This is a genomic window from Streptosporangiales bacterium (assembly GCA_009379955.1).
Classification (GTDB): Bacteria; Actinomycetota; Actinomycetes; order Streptosporangiales; family WHST01; genus WHST01.
In genome coordinates, this window is sequence record WHST01000073.1 from 1 (window position 1) to 18457 (window position 18457).

General features: G+C 72.4%; 14 protein-coding genes and 1 rRNA gene. 1 reads left to right on the plus strand and 14 read right to left on the minus strand.

Features of this window, described 5'->3' with window-relative positions; all coding sequences use genetic code 11:
* From GEV10_20290 to GEV10_20340, 11 genes are all read right to left on the minus strand, one after another.
* Window positions 1-798: ribosomal RNA gene (locus tag GEV10_20290) — 16S ribosomal RNA — on the minus strand; the annotation flags it as partial.
* Between the two features lie 529 nt (window positions 799-1327).
* Window positions 1328-2611 (minus strand): tyrosine--tRNA ligase, encoded by a 1284-nt coding sequence (locus tag GEV10_20295; GenBank protein ID MQA80788.1) that lies wholly within the window; start codon window positions 2609-2611, stop codon window positions 1328-1330.
* Window positions 2612-2651: 40 nt separating this feature from the next.
* On the minus strand, window positions 2652-3266 hold the full coding sequence (locus tag GEV10_20300; protein MQA80789.1) for a DNA-3-methyladenine glycosylase: 615 nt from the start codon (window positions 3264-3266) through the stop codon (window positions 2652-2654).
* Window positions 3267-3364: 98 nt separating this feature from the next.
* Complete coding sequence (argH, locus tag GEV10_20305; protein ID MQA80790.1) at window positions 3365-4792, minus strand: argininosuccinate lyase; 1428 nt, start codon at window positions 4790-4792, stop codon at window positions 3365-3367.
* Window positions 4793-4796: 4 nt separating this feature from the next.
* The gene (locus tag GEV10_20310) at window positions 4797-5990 is read right to left on the minus strand and encodes an argininosuccinate synthase (protein MQA80791.1); all 1194 of its coding nucleotides are present in this window, start codon (window positions 5988-5990) and stop codon (window positions 4797-4799) included.
* Window positions 5983-6543 carry an arginine repressor gene (locus GEV10_20315; protein MQA80792.1) on the minus strand — a complete coding sequence of 187 codons (561 nt, stop codon included), beginning with the start codon at window positions 6541-6543 and terminating at the stop codon, window positions 5983-5985. Before GEV10_20315 ends, GEV10_20310 begins: the two co-directional genes overlap by 8 nt.
* Entirely contained in the window at window positions 6540-7466 is a 927-nt protein-coding gene (gene argF / locus GEV10_20320; GenBank protein ID MQA80793.1) for an ornithine carbamoyltransferase, read from the minus strand. Before argF ends, GEV10_20315 begins: the two co-directional genes overlap by 4 nt.
* Complete coding sequence (locus GEV10_20325) at window positions 7463-8668, minus strand: acetylornithine transaminase (GenBank protein MQA80794.1); 1206 nt, start codon at window positions 8666-8668, stop codon at window positions 7463-7465. Before GEV10_20325 ends, argF begins: the two co-directional genes overlap by 4 nt.
* Complete coding sequence (gene argB, locus GEV10_20330; GenBank protein MQA80795.1) at window positions 8665-9534, minus strand: acetylglutamate kinase; 870 nt, start codon at window positions 9532-9534, stop codon at window positions 8665-8667. Before argB ends, GEV10_20325 begins: the two co-directional genes overlap by 4 nt.
* Window positions 9535-9566: 32 nt before the next feature.
* Complete coding sequence (gene argJ, locus GEV10_20335; GenBank protein ID MQA80796.1) at window positions 9567-10718, minus strand: bifunctional glutamate N-acetyltransferase/amino-acid acetyltransferase ArgJ; 1152 nt, start codon at window positions 10716-10718, stop codon at window positions 9567-9569.
* 14 nt (window positions 10719-10732) lie between these two features.
* On the minus strand, window positions 10733-11755 hold the full coding sequence (locus tag GEV10_20340) for an N-acetyl-gamma-glutamyl-phosphate reductase (protein MQA80797.1): 1023 nt from the start codon (window positions 11753-11755) through the stop codon (window positions 10733-10735).
* Window positions 11756-11972: 217 nt separating this feature from the next.
* Between GEV10_20340 and GEV10_20345 the strand changes: the two genes are divergently transcribed.
* Complete coding sequence (locus GEV10_20345) at window positions 11973-13604, plus strand: hypothetical protein (protein MQA80798.1); 1632 nt, start codon at window positions 11973-11975, stop codon at window positions 13602-13604.
* On the opposite strand, the gene GEV10_20350 is transcribed toward GEV10_20345, so the two are convergent.
* The 3 genes from GEV10_20350 to GEV10_20360 all read right to left on the minus strand — a co-directional run bounded on the left by GEV10_20350 (window position 13601) and on the right by GEV10_20360 (window position 18455).
* Window positions 13601-16117, minus strand: a complete 2517-nt coding sequence (locus GEV10_20350) for a phenylalanine--tRNA ligase subunit beta (protein ID MQA80799.1) — start codon at window positions 16115-16117, stop codon at window positions 13601-13603. The two genes, GEV10_20345 and GEV10_20350, sit on opposite strands and share 4 nt — an antisense overlap.
* Window positions 16117-17256, minus strand: a complete 1140-nt coding sequence (gene pheS, locus GEV10_20355; GenBank protein MQA80800.1) for a phenylalanine--tRNA ligase subunit alpha — start codon at window positions 17254-17256, stop codon at window positions 16117-16119. Before pheS ends, GEV10_20350 begins: the two co-directional genes overlap by 1 nt.
* An 83-nt stretch (window positions 17257-17339) precedes the next feature.
* A complete protein-coding gene (locus GEV10_20360; GenBank protein ID MQA80801.1) occupies window positions 17340-18455 on the minus strand; it encodes a PAS domain-containing protein in 1116 nt (371 codons plus the stop codon).
* Between the last annotated feature and the right edge of the window lie 2 nt (window positions 18456-18457).

The following is an 18457-nucleotide window of genomic DNA, read 5'->3' on the forward strand; positions in this document are numbered from 1 at the left end:
CCCAACGTTTACGGCGTGGACTACCAGGGTATCTAATCCTGTTCGCTCCCCACGCTTTCGCTCCTCAGCGTCAACAACGGCCCAGAGACCCGCCTTCGCCACCGGTGTTCCTCCTGATATCTGCGCATTCCACCGCTACACCAGGAATTCCAGTCTCCCCTACCGTGTTCTAGCTCGCCCGTATCCACTGCAGGTCCGAGGTTGAGCCTCGGATTTTCACAGCGGACGTGACGAGCCGCCTACGAGCTCTTTACGCCCAATAATTCCGGACAACGCTTGCGCCCTACGTATTACCGCGGCTGCTGGCACGTAGTTAGCCGGCGCTTTCTCGCCAGGTACCGTCACTTTCGCTTCGTCCCTGGTGACAGAGGTTTACAACCCGAAGGCCTTCATCCCTCACGCGGCGTCGCTGCCTCAGGCTTTCGCCCATTGGGCAAGATTCCCCACTGCTGCCTCCCGTAGGAGTCTGGGCCGTGTCTCAGTCCCAGTGTGGCCGGTCGCCCTCTCAGGCCGGCTACCCGTCGATGCCTTGGTAGGCCATTACCCCACCAACAAGCTGATAGGCCGCGGGCTCATCCCTGACCGCTAACACATTTCCACACCTCCTCATGCGAGGTGGTGTGAATATCCGGCATTAATCTCGGTTTCCCGGGGCTATTCCGGTGTCAGGGGTAGATTGCCCACGTGTTACTCACCCGTTCGCCGCTCGTGTACCCCCGAAGGGGCCTTACCGCTCGACTTGCATGTGTAAAGCACGCCGCCAGCGTTCGTCCTGAGCCAGGATCAAACTCTCCGTTGAGGTTCTGCGCACGGTCACGCCGAAGCGTGAGGTGCAAGTCCTCAGGAGGGCACTGCTCGCGCAGTGTCCTGTACTCGATTTGTCGCGGCATCATTGATGACTTACGCCATCGCCGAAGCCGCTGACGGGGTTGACCGGTGACTGACGGGGCGATCGGAGTCGCCTCGTCTGTACGCCGGTCAGGTGATTCGCACTGACTTTCGGCACGCTGTTGAGTTCTCAAGGAGCGGGCGCGCACCATCCCCAGGTCTTTCGACCTCGGTCTGGGGCAGAACCTCTAACCTACCCACCGGCCGGACTGGGAGTCAAACCGGGGCTTGGCCAATCCCATCGCCGGACGCACGCGTCTGAACGCTTCCGTCCTGGCTGGGAGCCCTTCGCGGACCGGCCACCGTGATGTCCGTTCCTCCGCACCGGGCAGAAGCAACATTAGAGGTACCCACTTGCGGCAGTCAAATCGGGGTCCCCCTGGGCGTCTGCGGAGACGTCGCCGCGCGGCCGGGAGTGGCGTTCCCGCAGGTCAGCGCCCTACGCCAGTGGTGAGGGTCCGCCGAGCTCGACGGCCGCCAGGGTGCGCCTGCCCCTGCGCAGGACGAGCCAGCGTCCATGAAGTAGATCACTGCCGGTGGGCGCGGCCCCCTCATCGGTGACCCGATCGTTATTGACGTACGCCCCGCCGTCGGCGATCGTGCGCCTCGCCTCCGATCGACTCTTGACCAGACCGGCCTCCGCGAACAGCTCCGCGTAGGTCGGTGGCTGCTCCGCCGACGCGCTCACCCGGGGCAGCTCGGCCACGGCGGCGGCCAGGGTCGCCTCGTCGAGAGCCGCCAGCTCACCCCGGCCGAACAGTGCCTGGCTCGCCGCGACCACCTTCGCGCACTCGTCGGCGCCGTGGACGAGCGTCGTCAGCTCCTCGGCGAGGGCACGTTGCGCCGCACGCGCCTGCGGACGCTCGGCCGTCTGCTTCTCGAGCTCCTCGATCTCCTCGCGCGTGCGGAAGCTGAGGACCCGCAGGTGGCTCGGCACGTCCGCGTCGTCGATGTTGAGCCAGAACTGGAAGAAGCCGTACGGCGAGAGCATCGCCGGGTCGAGCCAGACCGCTCCCCCGGCCGTCTTGCCGTACTTGGTGCCGTCGGCCCTGGTGAGCAGCGGCGTGGCGAGGGCATGCGCGGTCACGCCCTCGACGCGCCTGATCAGGTCGACGCCGGCCGTGATGTTGCCCCACTGGTCGCTGCCGCCGAACTGGAGGACGCAGCCGTGGCGCCGGTACAGCTCGAGGAAGTCGAACGCCTGCAGGATCTGGTAGCTGAACTCGGTGTAGCCGATGCCGATGTCGGAGTTGAGGCGTGCGCTCACCGCCTCCTTCGCGATCATCCTGTTGACCCGGAAGTGCTGCCCGATGTCACGCAGGAACTCCAGGGCGCTCAGCGGCGCCGTCCAGTCGAGGTTGTTGACCAGGTGCGCGGCGTTGGGCCCGTCGAAGTCGAGGAACGGCTCGATCTGCGCGCGGATCCGCTCCACCCAGCCGGATACGACCTCCGGAGCGTTGAGCGTGCGCTCGCGGTCGGGGTTCGGGTCGCCGATGAGTCCCGTCGAGCCGCCGACCAGCGCGAGCGGCCGGTGCCCGGCCTGCTGCAGTCGCCGCATCGTGAGCACCTGGACCAGGTGCCCGTGGTGCAGGCTCGGCGCCGTCGGGTCGAAGCCGCAGTAGTACGTGACCGGACCCTCGCGAAGGGCCGCCCGCAGGGCGTCCCTGTCGGTCGACTCGGCCAGCAGGCCGCGCCACTCCAGGTCGTCGATGATGTCGGTCACAGGGTCCTCGTCCAGCTCGTCGGCAATGTCCGCCCTTAGGTTACGACCTGTCACCACGACGCTTGGGGACGTGCCTGCGGTACGGCGACACGGTCGGCTCCCCCGCCAGGTGGAAGCGCCACGGCACCTCGGCGGCGCTCGCCACCCCGGTGCGCGGGGACGTCAGCACCTCGCCGGACGCCTTCGCTCCCCGTCGCACCCGCAGGGCGCCGTCCGCTGCGCACCCGTCGGCGCCGTCCTCGGCCCTGCCGACGCCGAGCGCGACGGTGAGCCGCGCGGGGCCGCGGGCGAGGTCGCGGTCGGCCACCCGCGGCCCGCGCCTGGCCCTCGCGAGCTCGACGCCGCCGACCACGTCGCCGGCGCGGAGCAGGACGGCGGATGCCGCACCGGGCGGCAGGCAGACGAGGTTCATGCAGAAGTGCATGCCGTAGGTGAAGTACACGTAGATGTGACCAGACTCGCCGTACATCGTGGCGTTGCGCGGCCGGCGTCCGCGGTACGCGTGCGACGCCGGGTCGGACTCGCCCTCGTACGCCTCGACCTCGGTGAGCCGTACGGCGACGAGACCCTCGGACGTCTCGTGCTCGACCACCCGGCCGAGCAGGTCGGGCGCCACCTCGACGGCGGGCCGGTCGAAGAACCGCCTGGGCAGCACCGCTCCCCTGACCGATACCGCCCTGGCCACCCGCACCCGTCCTCTCCCGAGTCACGCCACCGTTCCACGTGAGTCTGTCAGTGCGTCACCGTTCCGGGTCAGCGCTTCACCCACGCACGTGCGGTCTGAGCCGCTGCCGCGACCTCGTCGAGCTGGCGCGCGACCTGCGCGGGTGCGGTGCCTCCGCGTGCCGAGCGCGACGCGAGCGAGCCGGGAACGGTGAGCACCGTCCGCACCTCGGGCGTGAGCGCGGGCGAGATCTCGGCGAGGTCGTCGTCCGACAGGTCGGTCAGCTCGATGCCGCGCGACTCGCAGATCCGTACACATGCTCCCGCGGTCTCGTGCGCCTGCCGGAACGGCATGCCCTGCCGGACGAGCCACTCCGCGACGTCGGTCGCGAGCGAGAAGCCCTTCGGCGCGAGCGCCGCCATCCGGTCGGTGTCGAAGCGCAGGGTCGCGACCATGCCGACGACCGCCGGCAGCAGCACGAGGAGCGTGTCGACCGAGTCGAACACCGGCTCCTTGTCCTCCTGCAGGTCCCTGTTGTACGCGAGCGGCAGCGCCTTCAGCGTCGCGAGCAGGCCGGTGACGTTGCCGACGAGGCGACCGGCCTTGCCCCTCGCCAGCTCGGCGACGTCGGGGTTCTTCTTCTGCGGCATGATCGAGGAACCGGTCGACCACGCGTCGTCGAGGGCGGCATAGCCGAACTCCTCGGTCGACCAGATGACGACCTCCTCGGCGAGCCGCGACACGTCGACACCGATCATCGCGAGGACGAACGCGAACTCGGCGGCGAAGTCGCGCGCGGCGACGCCGTCGATCGAGTTCGCCACGGCCCGGTCGAAGCCCAGCTCCGCGGCCACGAGCTCCGGGTCGAGCCCGAGCGACGACCCGGCGAGCGCGCCGGAGCCGTACGGCGACTCCGCGGTGCGGACGTCCCAGTCGCGCAGCCGGTCGACGTCGCGCAGCAGCGCCCAGGCGTGGGCGAGCAGGTGGTGGCCGAGCAGCACCGGCTGGGCGTGCTGGAAGTGCGTACGGCCGGGCAGGGGCGCGTCCGGGTGCCGCCGCGCCTGCTCGACCAGCGCGTCGACGAGGTCGACGACGCGCGCGGCCACGGCACGCGCATGGTCGCGCAGGTACATCCGGAACAGGGTGGCGATCTGGTCGTTGCGCGACCGGCCGGCACGGAGCCGGCCACCGAGGTCGGCCCCCACCCGCTCGACGAAGCCGCGCTCCAGCGCGGTGTGCACGTCCTCGTCGTCCGGCGCCGGCGTGAACGCACCGGACTCGACGTCGGCGCGCAGCCGGTCGAGCCCCTCCTCGGTCCGCTGCAGCTCGTCGTCGGTCAGCAGCCCCGCGCGGTGCAGGACGTGGGCGTGAGCGACAGACCCGCGGATGTCGTACGCCGCGAGCCGCCAGTCGAAGTGGGTCGACACGGAGAGCGCGAACAGCGCCTCGGCCGGGCCGCCGGCGAACCGTCCGCCCCACAGCATCGCCGACTCTCCCCCGGTGTCCGCTTCGCTCATCGCCTCAGCCCGCCGTGCGCCTGTCGCGCTGCGCGGCGAGCTTGCTCGGCAGGCCCCACAGCTCCACGAACCCCCTGGCGAGCGACTGGTCGAACGCGTCGCCGCTGTCGTACGTCGCGAGCGCGTAGTCGTACAACGACTCCTCGCTGCGCCGGCCGGTGACGACGGCGCGGCCGCCGTGCAGCACCATCCTGATGTCGCCCGACACGTGCTGCTGGGTCTCGTCGATGAACGCCTCGAGCGCCCGCTTGAGCGGCGAGAACCACAGGCCGTCGTACACGAGCTCGCCCCACCGCTGGTCGACCGTGCGCTTGAACCGCGCGAGCTCCCGCTCGATCGTGACGCTCTCCAGCTCCTGGTGCGCGGTGATCAGCGCGATCGCGCCCGGCGCCTCGTAGATCTCCCTGCTCTTGATGCCGACGAGGCGGTCCTCGACCATGTCGAGGCGTCCGACGCCCTGATCGCCGGCCCGCTCGTTGAGCTGCTCGATCGCCTGGAGCATCGTGACCGGCTGGCCGTCGAGCGCCACCGGGACGCCCCGCTCGAACGTGACGACGACCTGGTCAGGCTCCCGCGGCGTCGCGGGGTCGCGGGTGTACGAGTAGAGGTCCTCGGTCGGGCCGTTCCAGATGTCCTCGAGGAAGCCGGTCTCGACCGCGCGTCCCCACACGTTCTGGTCGATGGAGTAGGGCGACTTCCGCGTGACGTCGAGCGGCAGGCCGCGCTCCTCGGCGAACTCGATCGCCTTGTCGCGGGTCCAGGCGTAGTCACGTGCGGGCGCGAGGCACGTCAGCTCGGGGGCGAGGGCGGCGATGCCGGCCTCGAACCGCACCTGGTCGTTGCCCTTACCCGTGCAGCCGTGGCCGACGGTCGTGGCGCCGTGCTTGCGTGCGGCGGCGACGAGGTGCTTGACGATCACCGGCCGGGACAGCGACGAGAGGAGCGGGTAGCGGTCCATGTAGAGCGCGTTGGCGCGGAGTGCGGGGAGGCAGTACTCGGCCGCGTACTCGTCGCGCAGGTCGAGCACCTCGACCTCGACGGCGCCGCACGCGAGCGCGCGCTCGCGGACGACGTCGAGGCTCTCCCCGCCCTGGCCGACGTCGGCGATGACCTCGGCGCCGCGCTGCTCGGCGATGAACGGAATGGCCACGGAGGTATCGAGGCCCCCGGAGTACGCGAGAACGACCCGGTCAGTCACCGTCTTCTCCTCTCGTCGGTCGGTTCCCCCGCGCCAGGGCGAGCATCTGTTCCGCGATCCCCGCTCCCCCCTCGGGGTCGGCCGCGATCACGAGCACGGTGTCGTCGCCGGCGATGGTGCCGATGACGGCGTCGAGCTCGGCATGGTCGAGCGCGGACGCGAAGAACTGCGCGGCTCCCGGCGGCGTGCGGAGCACGACGAGGTTCGCCGACGTCACCGCGGACACCAACAGCTCGCCGCACACCTTCGCCAGGCGCGACCCGGCGTGCTGCGGCGCGTCGGGCACGGCCCGCGGCGTGCGGTCGCCGCCCTCGCCGGGCAGCGCGTACACGAGCGCGCCGTCGAGGCCGCGGACGCGTACGGCACCGAGGTCGTCGAGGTCGCGCGACAGCGTGGTCTGCGTGACGGCGATGCCGACGGCGGCGAGCTGCTCGGCGAGCTCGCCCTGCGACCGGATCTCGCGCCTGGACAGCACCTCGACGATGTACTGCCGCCTGGCGGTCTTGGTGGCGGGCCAGGTGGCGGGGACCTGCCCGCCGTCGGCGGACGTCATGGTTGCCGCTCCAGCAGCCAGGTGAGCAGCGCCTTCTGCGCATGCAGCCGGTTCTCGGCCTCGTCCCAGACGACGCTTCGCGGACCGTCGATCACCTCGGCGAGGACCTCCTTGCCCCGGTACGCCGGCAGGCAGTGCAGGAACACCGCGTCGTCGGCGGCGTGGTCCATCAGCTCCGGCGTCACAGCGAAAGGCACGAACGGCTGCGCGCGGGCCGCGGCCTCCTCCTCCTGCCCCATCGACACCCAGCTGTCGGTGGCGACCGCGTCGGCTCCGTCGACGGCGGCGCGCGCGTCGGTCAGGTGCGTCACCGATCCGCCGGTCTCGGCCGCGATGCGCGCGGCGGTGGCGAGCACGCCGGGGTCGGGAGCGTAGGCGTCCGGCCCACCTACCCGGACGTGCATGCCCGCGGTCGAGCCGCCGAGCAGGTACGACGACGCCATGTTGTGGGCCGTGTCGCCGAGGAACGTCAGGGTGCGGCCGGCCAGCGATCCCTTGTGCTCCTGGATCGTCAGCAGGTCGGCGAGGATCTGGCACGGGTGGAACGCGTCGGTGAGGGCGTTGACGACGGGTACGCCGGCGTACTCCGCCATCTCCTCGATCCGGTCCTGGCCGTAGGTGCGCCACACGATCGCGGCGACCTGGCGGCCGAGCACGCGCGCGGTGTCGGCGATCGACTCGCGCACGCCGACCTGGGCGAGCCGCGAGTCGACGACCATCGGGTGGCCGCCCAGCTCCGCGATCCCGACGGTGAACGACACCTGCGTGCGCAGGGTCGGCTTGTCGAACAGGATGGCGACCGTCCGCGGTCCAGCGAGGGGCCGCCGCGCGGTGCGGTCCTTCTTCAGTTGAGCGGCCAGCTCGAGCACCGCGGCCTGCGCCGCCGGGTCGAGGTCGTCGTCCCTGAGGAAGTGCGTGGTCACCTGGTGCCTCCCTGGTCTGCGTGGGCGGCGTCAAGGATGGCAGGCAGGGCGGCGACGAACGCGTCGGCGTCGGCGACCCCGAGCACGAGCGGCGGGGCGATCCTGATCCGGTCGGGCTGCACGGCGTTGACGAGGAAGCCGGCGTCGCGCGCGGCCGCCTCGACCGCGGGTGCCATGGGGGCGGTCAGCGCGAGCCCCAGCCACAGGCCGCTGCCGTGCACCCCCGCGACGAGTGGGTGCCCGCAGGACGCGAGGCCGCCGGCGAGCCGGTCGCCGACCTCGCGCACATGGGCGAGCAGGCCGTCGCGCTCGATCGTGTCGAGCACGGCGAGGGCCGCGGCGCTGGCGACCGGGTTGCCGCCGAAGGTGCTGCCGTGCGCGCCCTTGGCGAACGCGGTGCCCAGCGGGCCGAAGCCGACGCACGCACCGATCGGCAGCCCGCCGCCGAGGCCCTTCGCGAGGGTCAGCACGTCCGGCCGGACTCCCGCCGTCTGATGCGCGAACCACGCCCCGGTACGGCCGATGCCGCTCTGGATCTCGTCGAGGACGAAGACGGCGCCGGTGTCGTCGCAGACCTTCCTGGCTGCGGCGAGGTAGCCGGCGGGCGCCGGCACGACTCCCGCCTCCCCCTGAGTCGGTTCGAGGAAGACACCGGCGCAGGTCTCGTCGACCGCGTCGCGGAGCGCGTCGCCGTCGCCGTAAGGGACGAACGTGACGTCGATGCCGTACGGCTGGAAGGGGGCGCGGATCGCCTCCTTGCCGGTCAGCGCGAGCGCGCCGAGGCTGCGCCCGTGGAAGCCGTTCCTGGTGGCGACGAACCGGGTGCGTTCGGCTCCCGCGTGGCTGCGGACGAGCTTGATCGCCGCCTCGTTGGCCTCGGTGCCACTGTTGGTGAGGAACACCCGCGCGTCGTCGCCGAGGAGCCCCAGCAGCCGCTCGGCGAGCAGCACCGCCGGCTCGTTGACGAACAGGTTGCTCGTGTGGCCGATCCGCGCGACTTGCCCGGCCACGGCCGCCACGATGGCGGGGTGCGCATGGCCGAGCGCCGACACCGCGATGCCCGCGATGAGGTCGACGTACTCGCGTCCGTCGGCGTCACGCACCCGGGCGCCGCTGCCCTCGACCAGCGCGACGGGCGGCGTGCCGTACGTCGGCATGAACGCGTTCGTGAAGCGCTCCCGCAGGTCGTCCGTCAGGCTCATTGCTCGGTCCCGTCGACGGTCACCATCGTGCCGATCCCTTCGTCGGTGAAGACCTCGAGCAGCACGGCGTGCTCGAGCCGGCCGTCGAGGACGTGGGCCCGCGCGACGCCGCCGCGGACGGCCGTGAGGCACGCCTCCATCTTCGGCAGCATGCCGGTCGCCAGCGTGGGCAGCAGCTCGGCGAGCTCGTCGGCGGACAGCGCGGAGATGATCTCCTCGGACGCCGGCCAGTCGGCGTAGAGGCCCTCGACGTCGGTCAGCACGACGAGCTTCGTCGCCCCGAGCGCGACCGCGAGTGCCGCGGCGGCGGTGTCGGCGTTGACGTTGTAGATCGTGCCGTCGCGGCCGCGGGCGATGCTCGACACGATCGGGATCCGGCCGTCGTCGAGCAGGCTGGCGACGGCGTCGGGCTGCACCTGGACGATGTCGCCGACCTGCCCGAGGTCGACCGGCTCGCCGTCGACGACGGTCGCGCGCTTCTCGGCGACGAACAGGTTCGCGTCCTCGCCCGACATGCCGACCGCGAACGGGCCGTGCGCGTTGACCAGTCCGATGAGCTCGCGGTTGACCTGCCCGGTGAGCACCATGCGGACGACGTCCATCGTCTCCGCCGTCGTGACCCGCAGCCCGCCGGCGAACGTGCTCTCCAGCCCGAGCCGGTCGAGGTGCGCGGTGATCTGCGGCCCGCCGCCGTGTACGACGACCGGCCTGATGCCCGCGTAGCGCAGGAAGACGAGGTCCTCGGCGAACGACGCGCGCAACGTGTCGTCGGCCATCGCGTGCCCGCCGTACTTCACGACGACGGTCCTGTCGTGGAACCGCTCCAGCCACGGCAGCGCCTCGATCAGCGTGCTCGCCTTGGCCATGGCGATCGCCCGGTCGCGCTTCACGGCGTCCTTCACGTCGAGTACGCCGAGTTCTCGTGGACGTACGCGGCGGTCAGGTCGTTGGTCCAGAGGGTGGCGGACTCCGTGCCCGCCGCGAGGTCGGCGGTGACGACCACCTCGCGCCCGCTCATGTCGACCTTCGCGCGGTCCTCGCCCGGCGCCCCGGCCCGGCACACCCACACGCCGTTGACGGCGACCGCGAGCGCGTCGGGCTCGAAGGTCGCGTCGGTGGTGCCGATCGCCGACAGCACCCGGCCCCAGTTCGGGTCCTCGCCGTGGATCGCGCACTTCAACAGGGCACTGCGCGCGACCGCCCGCGCCACGGTGACCGCGTCGTGCTCCGACGCCGCGTTGGCGACGTCGATCCTGATGTCCTTGCTGGCGCCCTCGGCGTCGGCGACCAGCTGGCGCGCGAGGTCGGCGCAGACCGACGTGACGTGCCCCGCCAGCTCGTCCTCGTCGGCAGTCACGCCGCTCGCGCCGCTCGCCAGCAGGAGCACGGTGTCGTTGGTGGAGAGACAGCCGTCGGAGTCGACCCGGTCGAACGTCGTGTGCGTCGCGCCGGCCAGCACCCTGCGCAGCACGTCGGCGTCGGCGACCGCGTCGGTGGTGACGACCGCGAGCATCGTCGCCAGCGCGGGCGCGAGCATGCCTGCGCCCTTGGCCATGCCGCCGACGGTGTAGCCGGAGCCGGACGACACCGCGGTCTTCGGCCTCGTGTCGGTCGTCATGATCGCCGCGGCCGCGGCGTCGCCTCCGGCCGAGTCGAGACCAGCGGCCACGGTGGACACGCCCCCGAGCAGCGTGTCCATCGGGAGGTAGTCGCCGATCAACCCGGTCGAGCACACCGCGACGTCGGCCGCCGATACGTCCAGCTCCCCGGCCACGGCCTCGGCGGTGCGGTGGGTGTCCTGGAAGCCGCGCGTGCCTGTGCAGGCGTTGGCGCCGCCGGAGTTCAGCACCACGGCCCGTACGACGCCGTCGGCGACGACCTGCTGGGACCACAGCACCGGCGCGGCCTTCACCCGGTTGGCGGTGAAGACCCCCGCGGCGTCGTACCGCGGCCCGTCGTTGACCACGAGCGCGACGTCGGGACGTCCGCTCGCCTTCAGCCCCGCGGCGACCCCGCTCGCCCGGAACCCCTTCGCTTCGGTGACACCCATCTACGCGGCTCTCCTCACGGTGCCACTCCCGCCAGGGGGAGTCCGGTCGTCTCCGGCAGGCCGAGGGCGAGGTTGGCGCACTGGATCGCCTGTCCCGCCGTGCCCTTGGTCAGGTTGTCGATGGCGCAGACCGCGACGATCCGCTCGGCGTCGGGGTCGACGGTCACCTGCACGTGTGCGGTGTTGGCGCCGAGAGTCGCCGCCGTCGTCGGCCAGGTGCCGGCAGGCAGCAGCGAGACGAACGGCTCTGCGTCGTACGCCCGCTCGTACGCCGCACGCAGGTCGGCGTCGGTGCCCGCCGTCCGCGCACTGCAGGTGACGAGCTCCCCGCGTGGCATCGGCGCGAGCAACGGGGTGAAGGAGAGGCGCACCTGCTCGCCCGCCGCGGCGGTCAGGCCCTGCGCGATCTCCGGCGTGTGCCGGTGCCCGCCACCGACGCCGTACGGCGACATCGCGCCCATCACCTCACTCGCCAGCAGGTGCGGCTTCATCGACCGCCCGGCGCCCGAGGTGCCCGACGCGGCGACGATCACGACGTCGGGCTCGGCGAGGCCCGCGGCGTACGCGGGGACGAGGGCGAGGAGCGCGGCGGTCGGGTAGCAGCCGGGGACCGCGATGCGGCGCGCGCCGGCGAGTGCGTCGCGCGCGCCGGGGAGCTCGGGGAGGCCGTACGGCCACGTGCCCGCGTGCTCGCCGCCGTACCAGCGCCGCCACGCGGCGGGATCGTGCAGCCGGAAGTCGGCGCCGCAGTCGACGACGAGAGTGGACGCCGGCAGGGCTGCGGCGATGGCGGCCGAGTGCCCGTGCGGGAGCGCGAGGAAGACGACGTCGTGGCCGGCGAGCACGCCGGGGGTCGTCTCGTCGAGCACCCGGTCGGCGAGGGGAGTCAGCTGCGGGTGATGGCCGGCCAGCGGCGTGCCCGCGCTGCTCGCCGCCGTGACCGCACCGACCTCGAGCTCGGGGTGACCGAGCAGCAGGCGCAGCAGCTCGCCTCCGGCGTAGCCGCTCGCGCCGGCGACCGCCGCGGTCATGCCCATGGGTCTCCCTCCGTCCAGCATGATTATGCATCATCACGCAGGTCTATGCAAAGGCTCGCTCGTCGTCCGCGCTGGAGACCAATGCCCGCGTCGGAGCGGTGGAACGGCCGCCCATGGGGCAGAATGTGGGCTCATGTCAGGTCCAGGCCGTCCGGCGGCGCCACCCTCGGTCGGGCGGGCAGGATCTCCGCGCCGACGCTCGCCCGACCGCGCTCCGTTGGGCTGGCTCCTGCTCGCCCCCGCCCTCGTGCTCTGGCTCGCCGCGCTCGTCGCCCCGGTGCTCTACACCGCGTATCTCAGCCTCCAGCAGACCGGCAACATCCGCGACCTCAGCCGGACGGAGTTCGTCGGTCTCGACAACTACACCGCGCTCTCGGGTGTCGACGCGCTGCCGGGCAGCATCGGCTTCACCCTCGCCGTCGTGCTCGTCCGCGTCGCCGCCGTCGCGGTCGTGCCGCCGGCGCTCGCCTGGGGCGTCGCGACCCTCGGCCGCCGCGCCGCCATCCCCGTCGGCGTCGCGTTCGCCGTCCCGCTCGCGTTCGCGACACCGGCCATGGCCGCCGCCGGCAGGGTCTCCGCCGCGCCGACCGGGTCGCTGGCCACAGAGGCGGGCGCCCGCCTCGCCGTCCTCGGGTTCGACGCGACGCACGCGCTGCTCTACGGCTGCGCGCTCGGGCTCGTCGTGCTCGTGGGGGCGCTTCGACAGGACCCGGCGAGCCTCACCCCGCGGCGGTCGTACCGCGCGTTCGCGATCGCCTGGCTGGTCGGGATCATCGCGGCGGCGGCGTACGGCCTCCAGGCGTTCACCGAGATGCAGCTCATGACCGGGGGCGGTCCACGCGACGCGACCAGCACCCTCGGCCTGCTGGCGATCAGATCCGCCGTCGTGAACTTCCAGCTCGGCTACGCCGCCGCGTTCAGCGTCGTCATCCTCGTCCCCGTCCTGCTCCTCGGTCTCGGCACCGGCTTCCTGGTCGTCGCGACCCGTGTCCGCGTCGACATCGACGCACCGGTCGAGCGCTGGACGGCCAGGACGACGCCGCTGTCGATCGCCGCGATCGTCGCGGGCGGCGTCGCGCTCGTGGTCGCGCTCTTCGCCCTCGTCGAGGGAGTGCTGCCCGTCGTGGCGGGCTGGACCGGCCAGCCGCCGCCGGAACAGGCCGTGGTGAGCTCGCTCGGTCGGCTGCTCACACACGACCTCGTCACGACGTTCCTCGTCGTCGCCGTGTCGCTGGCGGCGGCGGTCGGCATCGTGCTCTGCCGTCCCCTCGGACGGGGCAGCGAGTGGATGCTGCTGGCGTTCGCGCCCTGGCTCTTCCTCACGAACGTCCCGCTCGCGGTCAACCTGCTCATCACCAACACGAGCGGGCTGCAGCGCCCGCTCGCGTACCTGCAGCCCGCGCTGTCGCTCATGCCGGCGCTCATCTTCGCGTTCGCCGTCATCCTGCGCGGCCTCGAACCGCGGTGGCGCGTCGGACGCGCACGCGGTGAGTCCCTGCCGCTCGGGCCGCACGTGATGGTCCCGCTCGTGCCCATGATCGCGGCCATCGGCCTGGCGGCGTTCGTGGCCACCGCCCACGAGCTCGTCACGCCGTACACCACCGTGATCAGGCCGGACGAGTCGTCGCTGGTGCTGATCGCCGTGCGGCAGGCCGTGCAGATGTCGGGCGAGCAGCAGGCACTCACCCTCGCCGACCTCCCCATGGCCACGGTGAGCTTCCTCGGCCTGGCCGCGGCGTTCGTCTGGTACGCCGGCCGCATCGTGGTCAGGGCCGGCGCCGACCCCGACCTGCCGACCACCATCCCGGTGACCCGCGAGGTGCCGGGTCCCGGCGCCGCACCGCGCTAGCCCGGCGACCGTTCGCGGAGCACCGCGCCGACGCGGCGGGTGGCCTCGGCGACCGCGGCGTCGCGGGCGTCGTTGACCTCCTGGGCGGTGAGCGTACGGTCGAGGGCGCGGAGGCACATCCTGTAGGCCAGCGACCTGCGGTCGGCGCCGACCTGCTCGCCGGTGTAGACGTCGAACAGCCGCAGCGCCTCGAGCAGCTCCCCCGCGCCGTCGCGCAGCGCCGCCTCGACCTCGGCCACCGGCGTGGTCGCGTCGACCGACAGTGCCACGTCGACGAACGCCGGCGGGTACGCCGAGATCGGGACGGCCTTGGCGGGCGGCGCGTCCTCGACCGGCAGCGCCGACAGGCTCAGCTCCGCCGCGCACGTGCGCGGCGGCAGACCGTAGGCCTCGACCACGCGCGGGTGCAGCTCCCCTGCGTGCCCGACGAGCGTGTCGCCGACGAGCAGCGCGGCGCACCGACCCGGATGCCACGGCGCGTGCTCGTCGTGTCGGGCGACGAGCTCGACGCCCGCCTCCGCGGCCACGGTGCGCGCAGCCTCGACCGCGTCGGCCCAGCCGGCGGCCCGGCCGGCTCCCCACCAGCCGGCCGGCGAACGATCGCCGGCGAGCACCACGGCCACGCGCTCGGGCTGGTCCGGCAGCACCCGCTCGATCCGGGCGAGCACCTCGGGCGCCGGCCGCGCCTCGACTCCCGGCCGGAGAACCTCCCCCGCGGCCACGTCCTCGCCGCCGGACCGGTACACCAGACCGGTCTCGAAGAGGGCGACGTCGGAGAGGCCACGACCGACGTTGCGCCGCAGCGCCCTGAGCAGGCCGGGCAGCAACGTGGTGCGCAGCAGCGGCTGCTCGTCGGACAGGGGGTTGGCGAGGCGGAAGGCGTTCCTGCGCGGGTCGGACGCGTCGAGACCCAGCGCGTCCCAGTCGGCCTCGGATACCCACGGCGGCGAGATGGCCTCGACGTAGCCCGTGTACGCGAGTGCGCGGCCGACCCGCCGGCGGAAGCGCTGCCGGTCGGTCAGGCCACGGCCGGGCGGCGGGGTGGGCACCACCTCGGGGATGCGCTCGTAGCCCTCGAGGCGCGCCACCTCCTCGACGAGGTCGGCGGGGTCACGCAGGTCGGGACGCCACGACGGTGGGCGTACCACGAGCGGCTCGCCCGCGGGGATATCGCAGCCCACCTGCTGCAGCCGCTGGGTCACCGTGACCGGGTCGATCGGCAGACCGATGGTCCGTGCCGGCAGGTCGGACGCCAGCGAGATCACCGGCGGGTCGTACGGCCCACCGGTGACCGTCAGCGCACCCACCGACGCGTCGCCGTACTCGACGAGCAGTTCCGCCGCGCGCTGCAGCGCGGCGACCGCGATCTCGGGGTCGACGCCCCGCTCGAACCGTCGCGACGCCTCGCTCGGCAGCCGGTGTCGGCGCACGGCACGGCCGATCGACGCCGGGTCCCACCACGCCGCCTCAAGCAGCAGGTCGACGGTGGTGTCGGAGATCTCCGACTCCGCGCCGCCCATGACACCCGCCAATGCGACCGCGCCGGTCTCGTCCGCCACGACCATGTCGTCGGCGTCGAGGCTGTGCGTCACGTGGTCGATCGTGACGAGCTTCTCGCCCGCCGTGGCACGCCGGACGACGATGCCGCCGGTGAGCCGTGCGGCGTCGAACGCGTGCATCGGCTGGCCGAGCTCGAGCATCACGTAGTTCGTGACGTCGACCGCCAGCGACACGCTGCGCACGCCCGCGTGGTGCAGTCGGGTGCGCAGCCACAGCGGCGACGGCAGCGACGGGTCGAGGCCCGACACGGTCAGGGCGCTGAACCGCCGGCAGCCCGACGGGTCGTCGATGCGTACCGGCCATCCCGCGGGGTCGGGCGCCGGCTCCTTGACCGCGTCGCGCGGGTCGCGGAACGCGCCGCCGGTGACGTACGACGTCTCGCGCGCGAGCCCGCGCACCGACTCGAGGTGGCCGCAGTCGGGCGTGATCTCCAGGTCGAGCACGGTCTCGCGCACGCCGAGGACGCCGGTCAGGTCGACACCGGGGGTGCCGGTGCCCGGCGGCAGCACGAGGATGCCGCTGTGGTCGTCGCCGATGCCCAGCTCAAGCACCGAGCAGATCATGCCGTCGCTGACGTGGCCGTACGTCTTGCGCGCGGTGATGGTGAACCCGCCGGGCAGGACGGTGCCGGGCAGCGCGACGACGACGAGGTCGCCGACCGCGAAGTTCGTGGCGCCGCAGATGACGCCGCGCGGCCGCAGACCGCCGGCGCCGTCGTCGGCGTTGTGCGGACCGACGTCGACCCGGCACCAGCGGATCGGCTTCTTGAACTCGGCGAGCTCCTCGATCTCGCGGACCTCGCCGAGCACCAGCGGACCCGACAGGTCGTCGCCGCGCTCGTCGACGGCCTCGACCTCCATGCCCAGGGGCACGAGCAGGTCGCCGAGGGCACGCCCGCTGAGGTCGGCGGGCACGTCGACGTACTGGCGCAGCCAGGAGAGCGGGGCGCGCATTAGATCTCCGTCCCGAACGGGAGGGCGTAGCGGACGTCGCCCTCGAACATGTCGCGCAGGTCGTCGGAGCCGTGCCGGAACATCACGGTGCGGTCGACCCCCATGCCGAACGCGAAGCCGCTGTAGCGGTCCGGGTCGACGCCGCAGGCGCGCAGCACGCGCGGGTTGACCATGCCGCAGCCGCCCCACTCGATCCAGCCCTCGGACGCACACGTGCGGCACGGCCGGTCGGGGTCACCGACCGACGCTCCTCGGCAGGCGAAGCAGCGCAGGTCGAACTCCGCGGACGGCTCGGTGAACGGGAAGAACGACGGCCGCCAGCGGATCTCCTGGCCGGCACCGAACATCGCCCTGGCGAAGTGCACGAGCGTGCCGCGCAGGTGCGCCATCGACAGTCCCTCGTCGACGGCGAGGCCCTCGATCTGGTGGAAGATCGGCGAGTGCGTGGCATCGAACTCGTCGGTGCGGAACACCCGGCCCGGCGCGACGACGTACACGGGGACGCCGCGCTCGAGCAGCGCACGCACCTGCACCGGCGAGGTGTGCGTACGCATCACCAGCCCGGTCGACACCGCTGACTGCCTCCGGCGGTCCTGCGACGGCGGCTCGACGAAGAACGTGTCCATCATCGTGCGCGCGGGGTGGTCGGGCTGGAAGTTGAGCGCGTCGAAGTTGTGCCACTCGGTCTCGACCTCAGGACCCTCCGCGACCTCCCAGCCCATCGCGACGAAGAAGTCGGCCATGCGGTCCATGAGGGAGGTGACCGGGTGCCGCGCGCCGCGTGGCTGCCGGTCCCACGGCAGCGTGACGTCGACGCGCTCGTCTGCCAGCACGCGGGCGTCGCGGTCGGCCTCGAGCTCGACCTGCCGGGTCGCGAGCGCCTGCTCGACCGCCTTGCGGGCGCCGCCGATCCGCTTGCCGGCGTCGGCACGCGCCGCCGGCGGCAGCGCGCCTATCTCGGCGTTGGCCAGCCGCAGCGGCGACCTGTCACCCGCGTGGGCGGTCCTGACCTCGCGCAACGCATCGAGGTCGACCGCCGCCGCGATCGCGGCCAGCGCCTCGTCGCGCATGGCCTCGACCTGGTCCTCGCGCAGCGAGGTGACCTCGACGGGGTCGTAGTCCTTGTTGGGTGCAGACATGGGGTGACGCGAGCCTCCTGCGGGCGTGGAGCCCGTGAGTCTATTGATCGGGTCGGCCGTGCCGCGCGGCGGCGCCCACCGGGTCAGGAGAGGTACGGAGGTGACCCGGCGGGCAGGCAAAATCGGAACGCCGCCCCGCCGGACGGAGAGCGGCCGAGCGCAATGGTGCCGCGGTGCGCCTCGACGAGGCCCTTGACGATGTACAGGCCGAGCCCGCTGCTCCCCCGCCGGTGGCTGCCCCGCCAGAAGCGCGTGAAGACGCTCGACACCATCTCTGCCGGGATGCCGTCGCCTTCGTCGCTCACGCTGACGGCGATGCCGGGTTCGCAGGTGCCCTGCTCACCCTTGTCGCCGGCGCCCTTCGCAGGTCTCACCACGATGGTGATCCTACCGTCCCCGTGCCGTACGGCATTGTCGACCAGGTTGGCGATGATCTGCTCGACCTTGTCGCCGTCGAGCCACGCCTCGGGCAACGGGCCGCCGACGTCGACCACGAACTTCGTCGGGTCGTCGCCCGCGGCCACCCGTCCCGCGACCAGCCGGCGTACGACGGTGGCAACGTCGACGACAGTACGGCGCAGCTCGAGGCGGCCGCTCTCGATCCGCGACACGTCGAGCAGGTCACCGATCAGCCGCGTCAGGACGTCGGCGTCGTAGTCGACGATGCGCAGGATTGCCTTGCGCTGCTCGTCGGTGAAGTCGTCCCACTTCGACAGCAGCGTGGCGGTGAACCCCTTGACGGTGGTGAGCGGCGAACGCAGCTCGTGCGCGACCGTGGAGACGAGGTCGGCCCGGTCGCGCTCCCAGCGCTCCCGCGAGGTGCCCGCACGCAGCGAGACCACCAGGCTGGTCAGCGGTCCTCCGCGCCGGGCCCGTACGTAACGCGCCGTGACGTCGAGCTGGGGACCGTCGACGTCGAGGCGGAGCAGCCGCGCCGGCTGGCGGGTGCGGCTCGGCAGCCCGCCGTACGGGTCGGTGCGCTTCCACCAGTCGTTGCCGTCGTCGTCGCGCAGCGGCAGCACCTCGTCAAAGCTGCGGCCGACAGCGTCGGCGGAGGAGGTGCCGGTGAAGAGGGCAGCGGCCTCGTTGAACACCCGGACCACGCCACGCGCGTCGGCCACGACGATGCCGTCGGGCAGCAGATCGGCGTGCTCGGCGAAGGAGCGGCCGAACGCTGACGTGCTCTTCGGGTCCGTCATGT

Bases quoted from the DNA above. Each gene is read 5' to 3' on its own strand.
- argJ (MQA80796.1), bottom strand. From the start codon at position 10,718: ATGGGTGTCACCGAAGCGAAGGGGTTCCGGGCGAGCGGGGTCGCCGCG.
- GEV10_20360 (MQA80801.1), bottom strand. From the start codon at position 18,455: ATGACGGACCCGAAGAGCACGTCAGCGTTCGGCCGCTCCTTCGCCGAG.
- argB (MQA80795.1), bottom strand. From the start codon at position 9,534: ATGGCCAAGGCGAGCACGCTGATCGAGGCGCTGCCGTGGCTGGAGCGG.
- GEV10_20350 (MQA80799.1), bottom strand. From the start codon at position 16,117: ATGCGCGCCCCGCTCTCCTGGCTGCGCCAGTACGTCGACGTGCCCGCC.
- GEV10_20315 (MQA80792.1), bottom strand. From the start codon at position 6,543: ATGACGTCCGCCGACGGCGGGCAGGTCCCCGCCACCTGGCCCGCCACC.
- GEV10_20325 (MQA80794.1), bottom strand. From the start codon at position 8,668: ATGAGCCTGACGGACGACCTGCGGGAGCGCTTCACGAACGCGTTCATG.
- argH (MQA80790.1), bottom strand. From the start codon at position 4,792: ATGAGCGAAGCGGACACCGGGGGAGAGTCGGCGATGCTGTGGGGCGGA.
- pheS (MQA80800.1), bottom strand. From the start codon at position 17,256: ATGTCTGCACCCAACAAGGACTACGACCCCGTCGAGGTCACCTCGCTG.
- GEV10_20340 (MQA80797.1), bottom strand. From the start codon at position 11,755: ATGGGCATGACCGCGGCGGTCGCCGGCGCGAGCGGCTACGCCGGAGGC.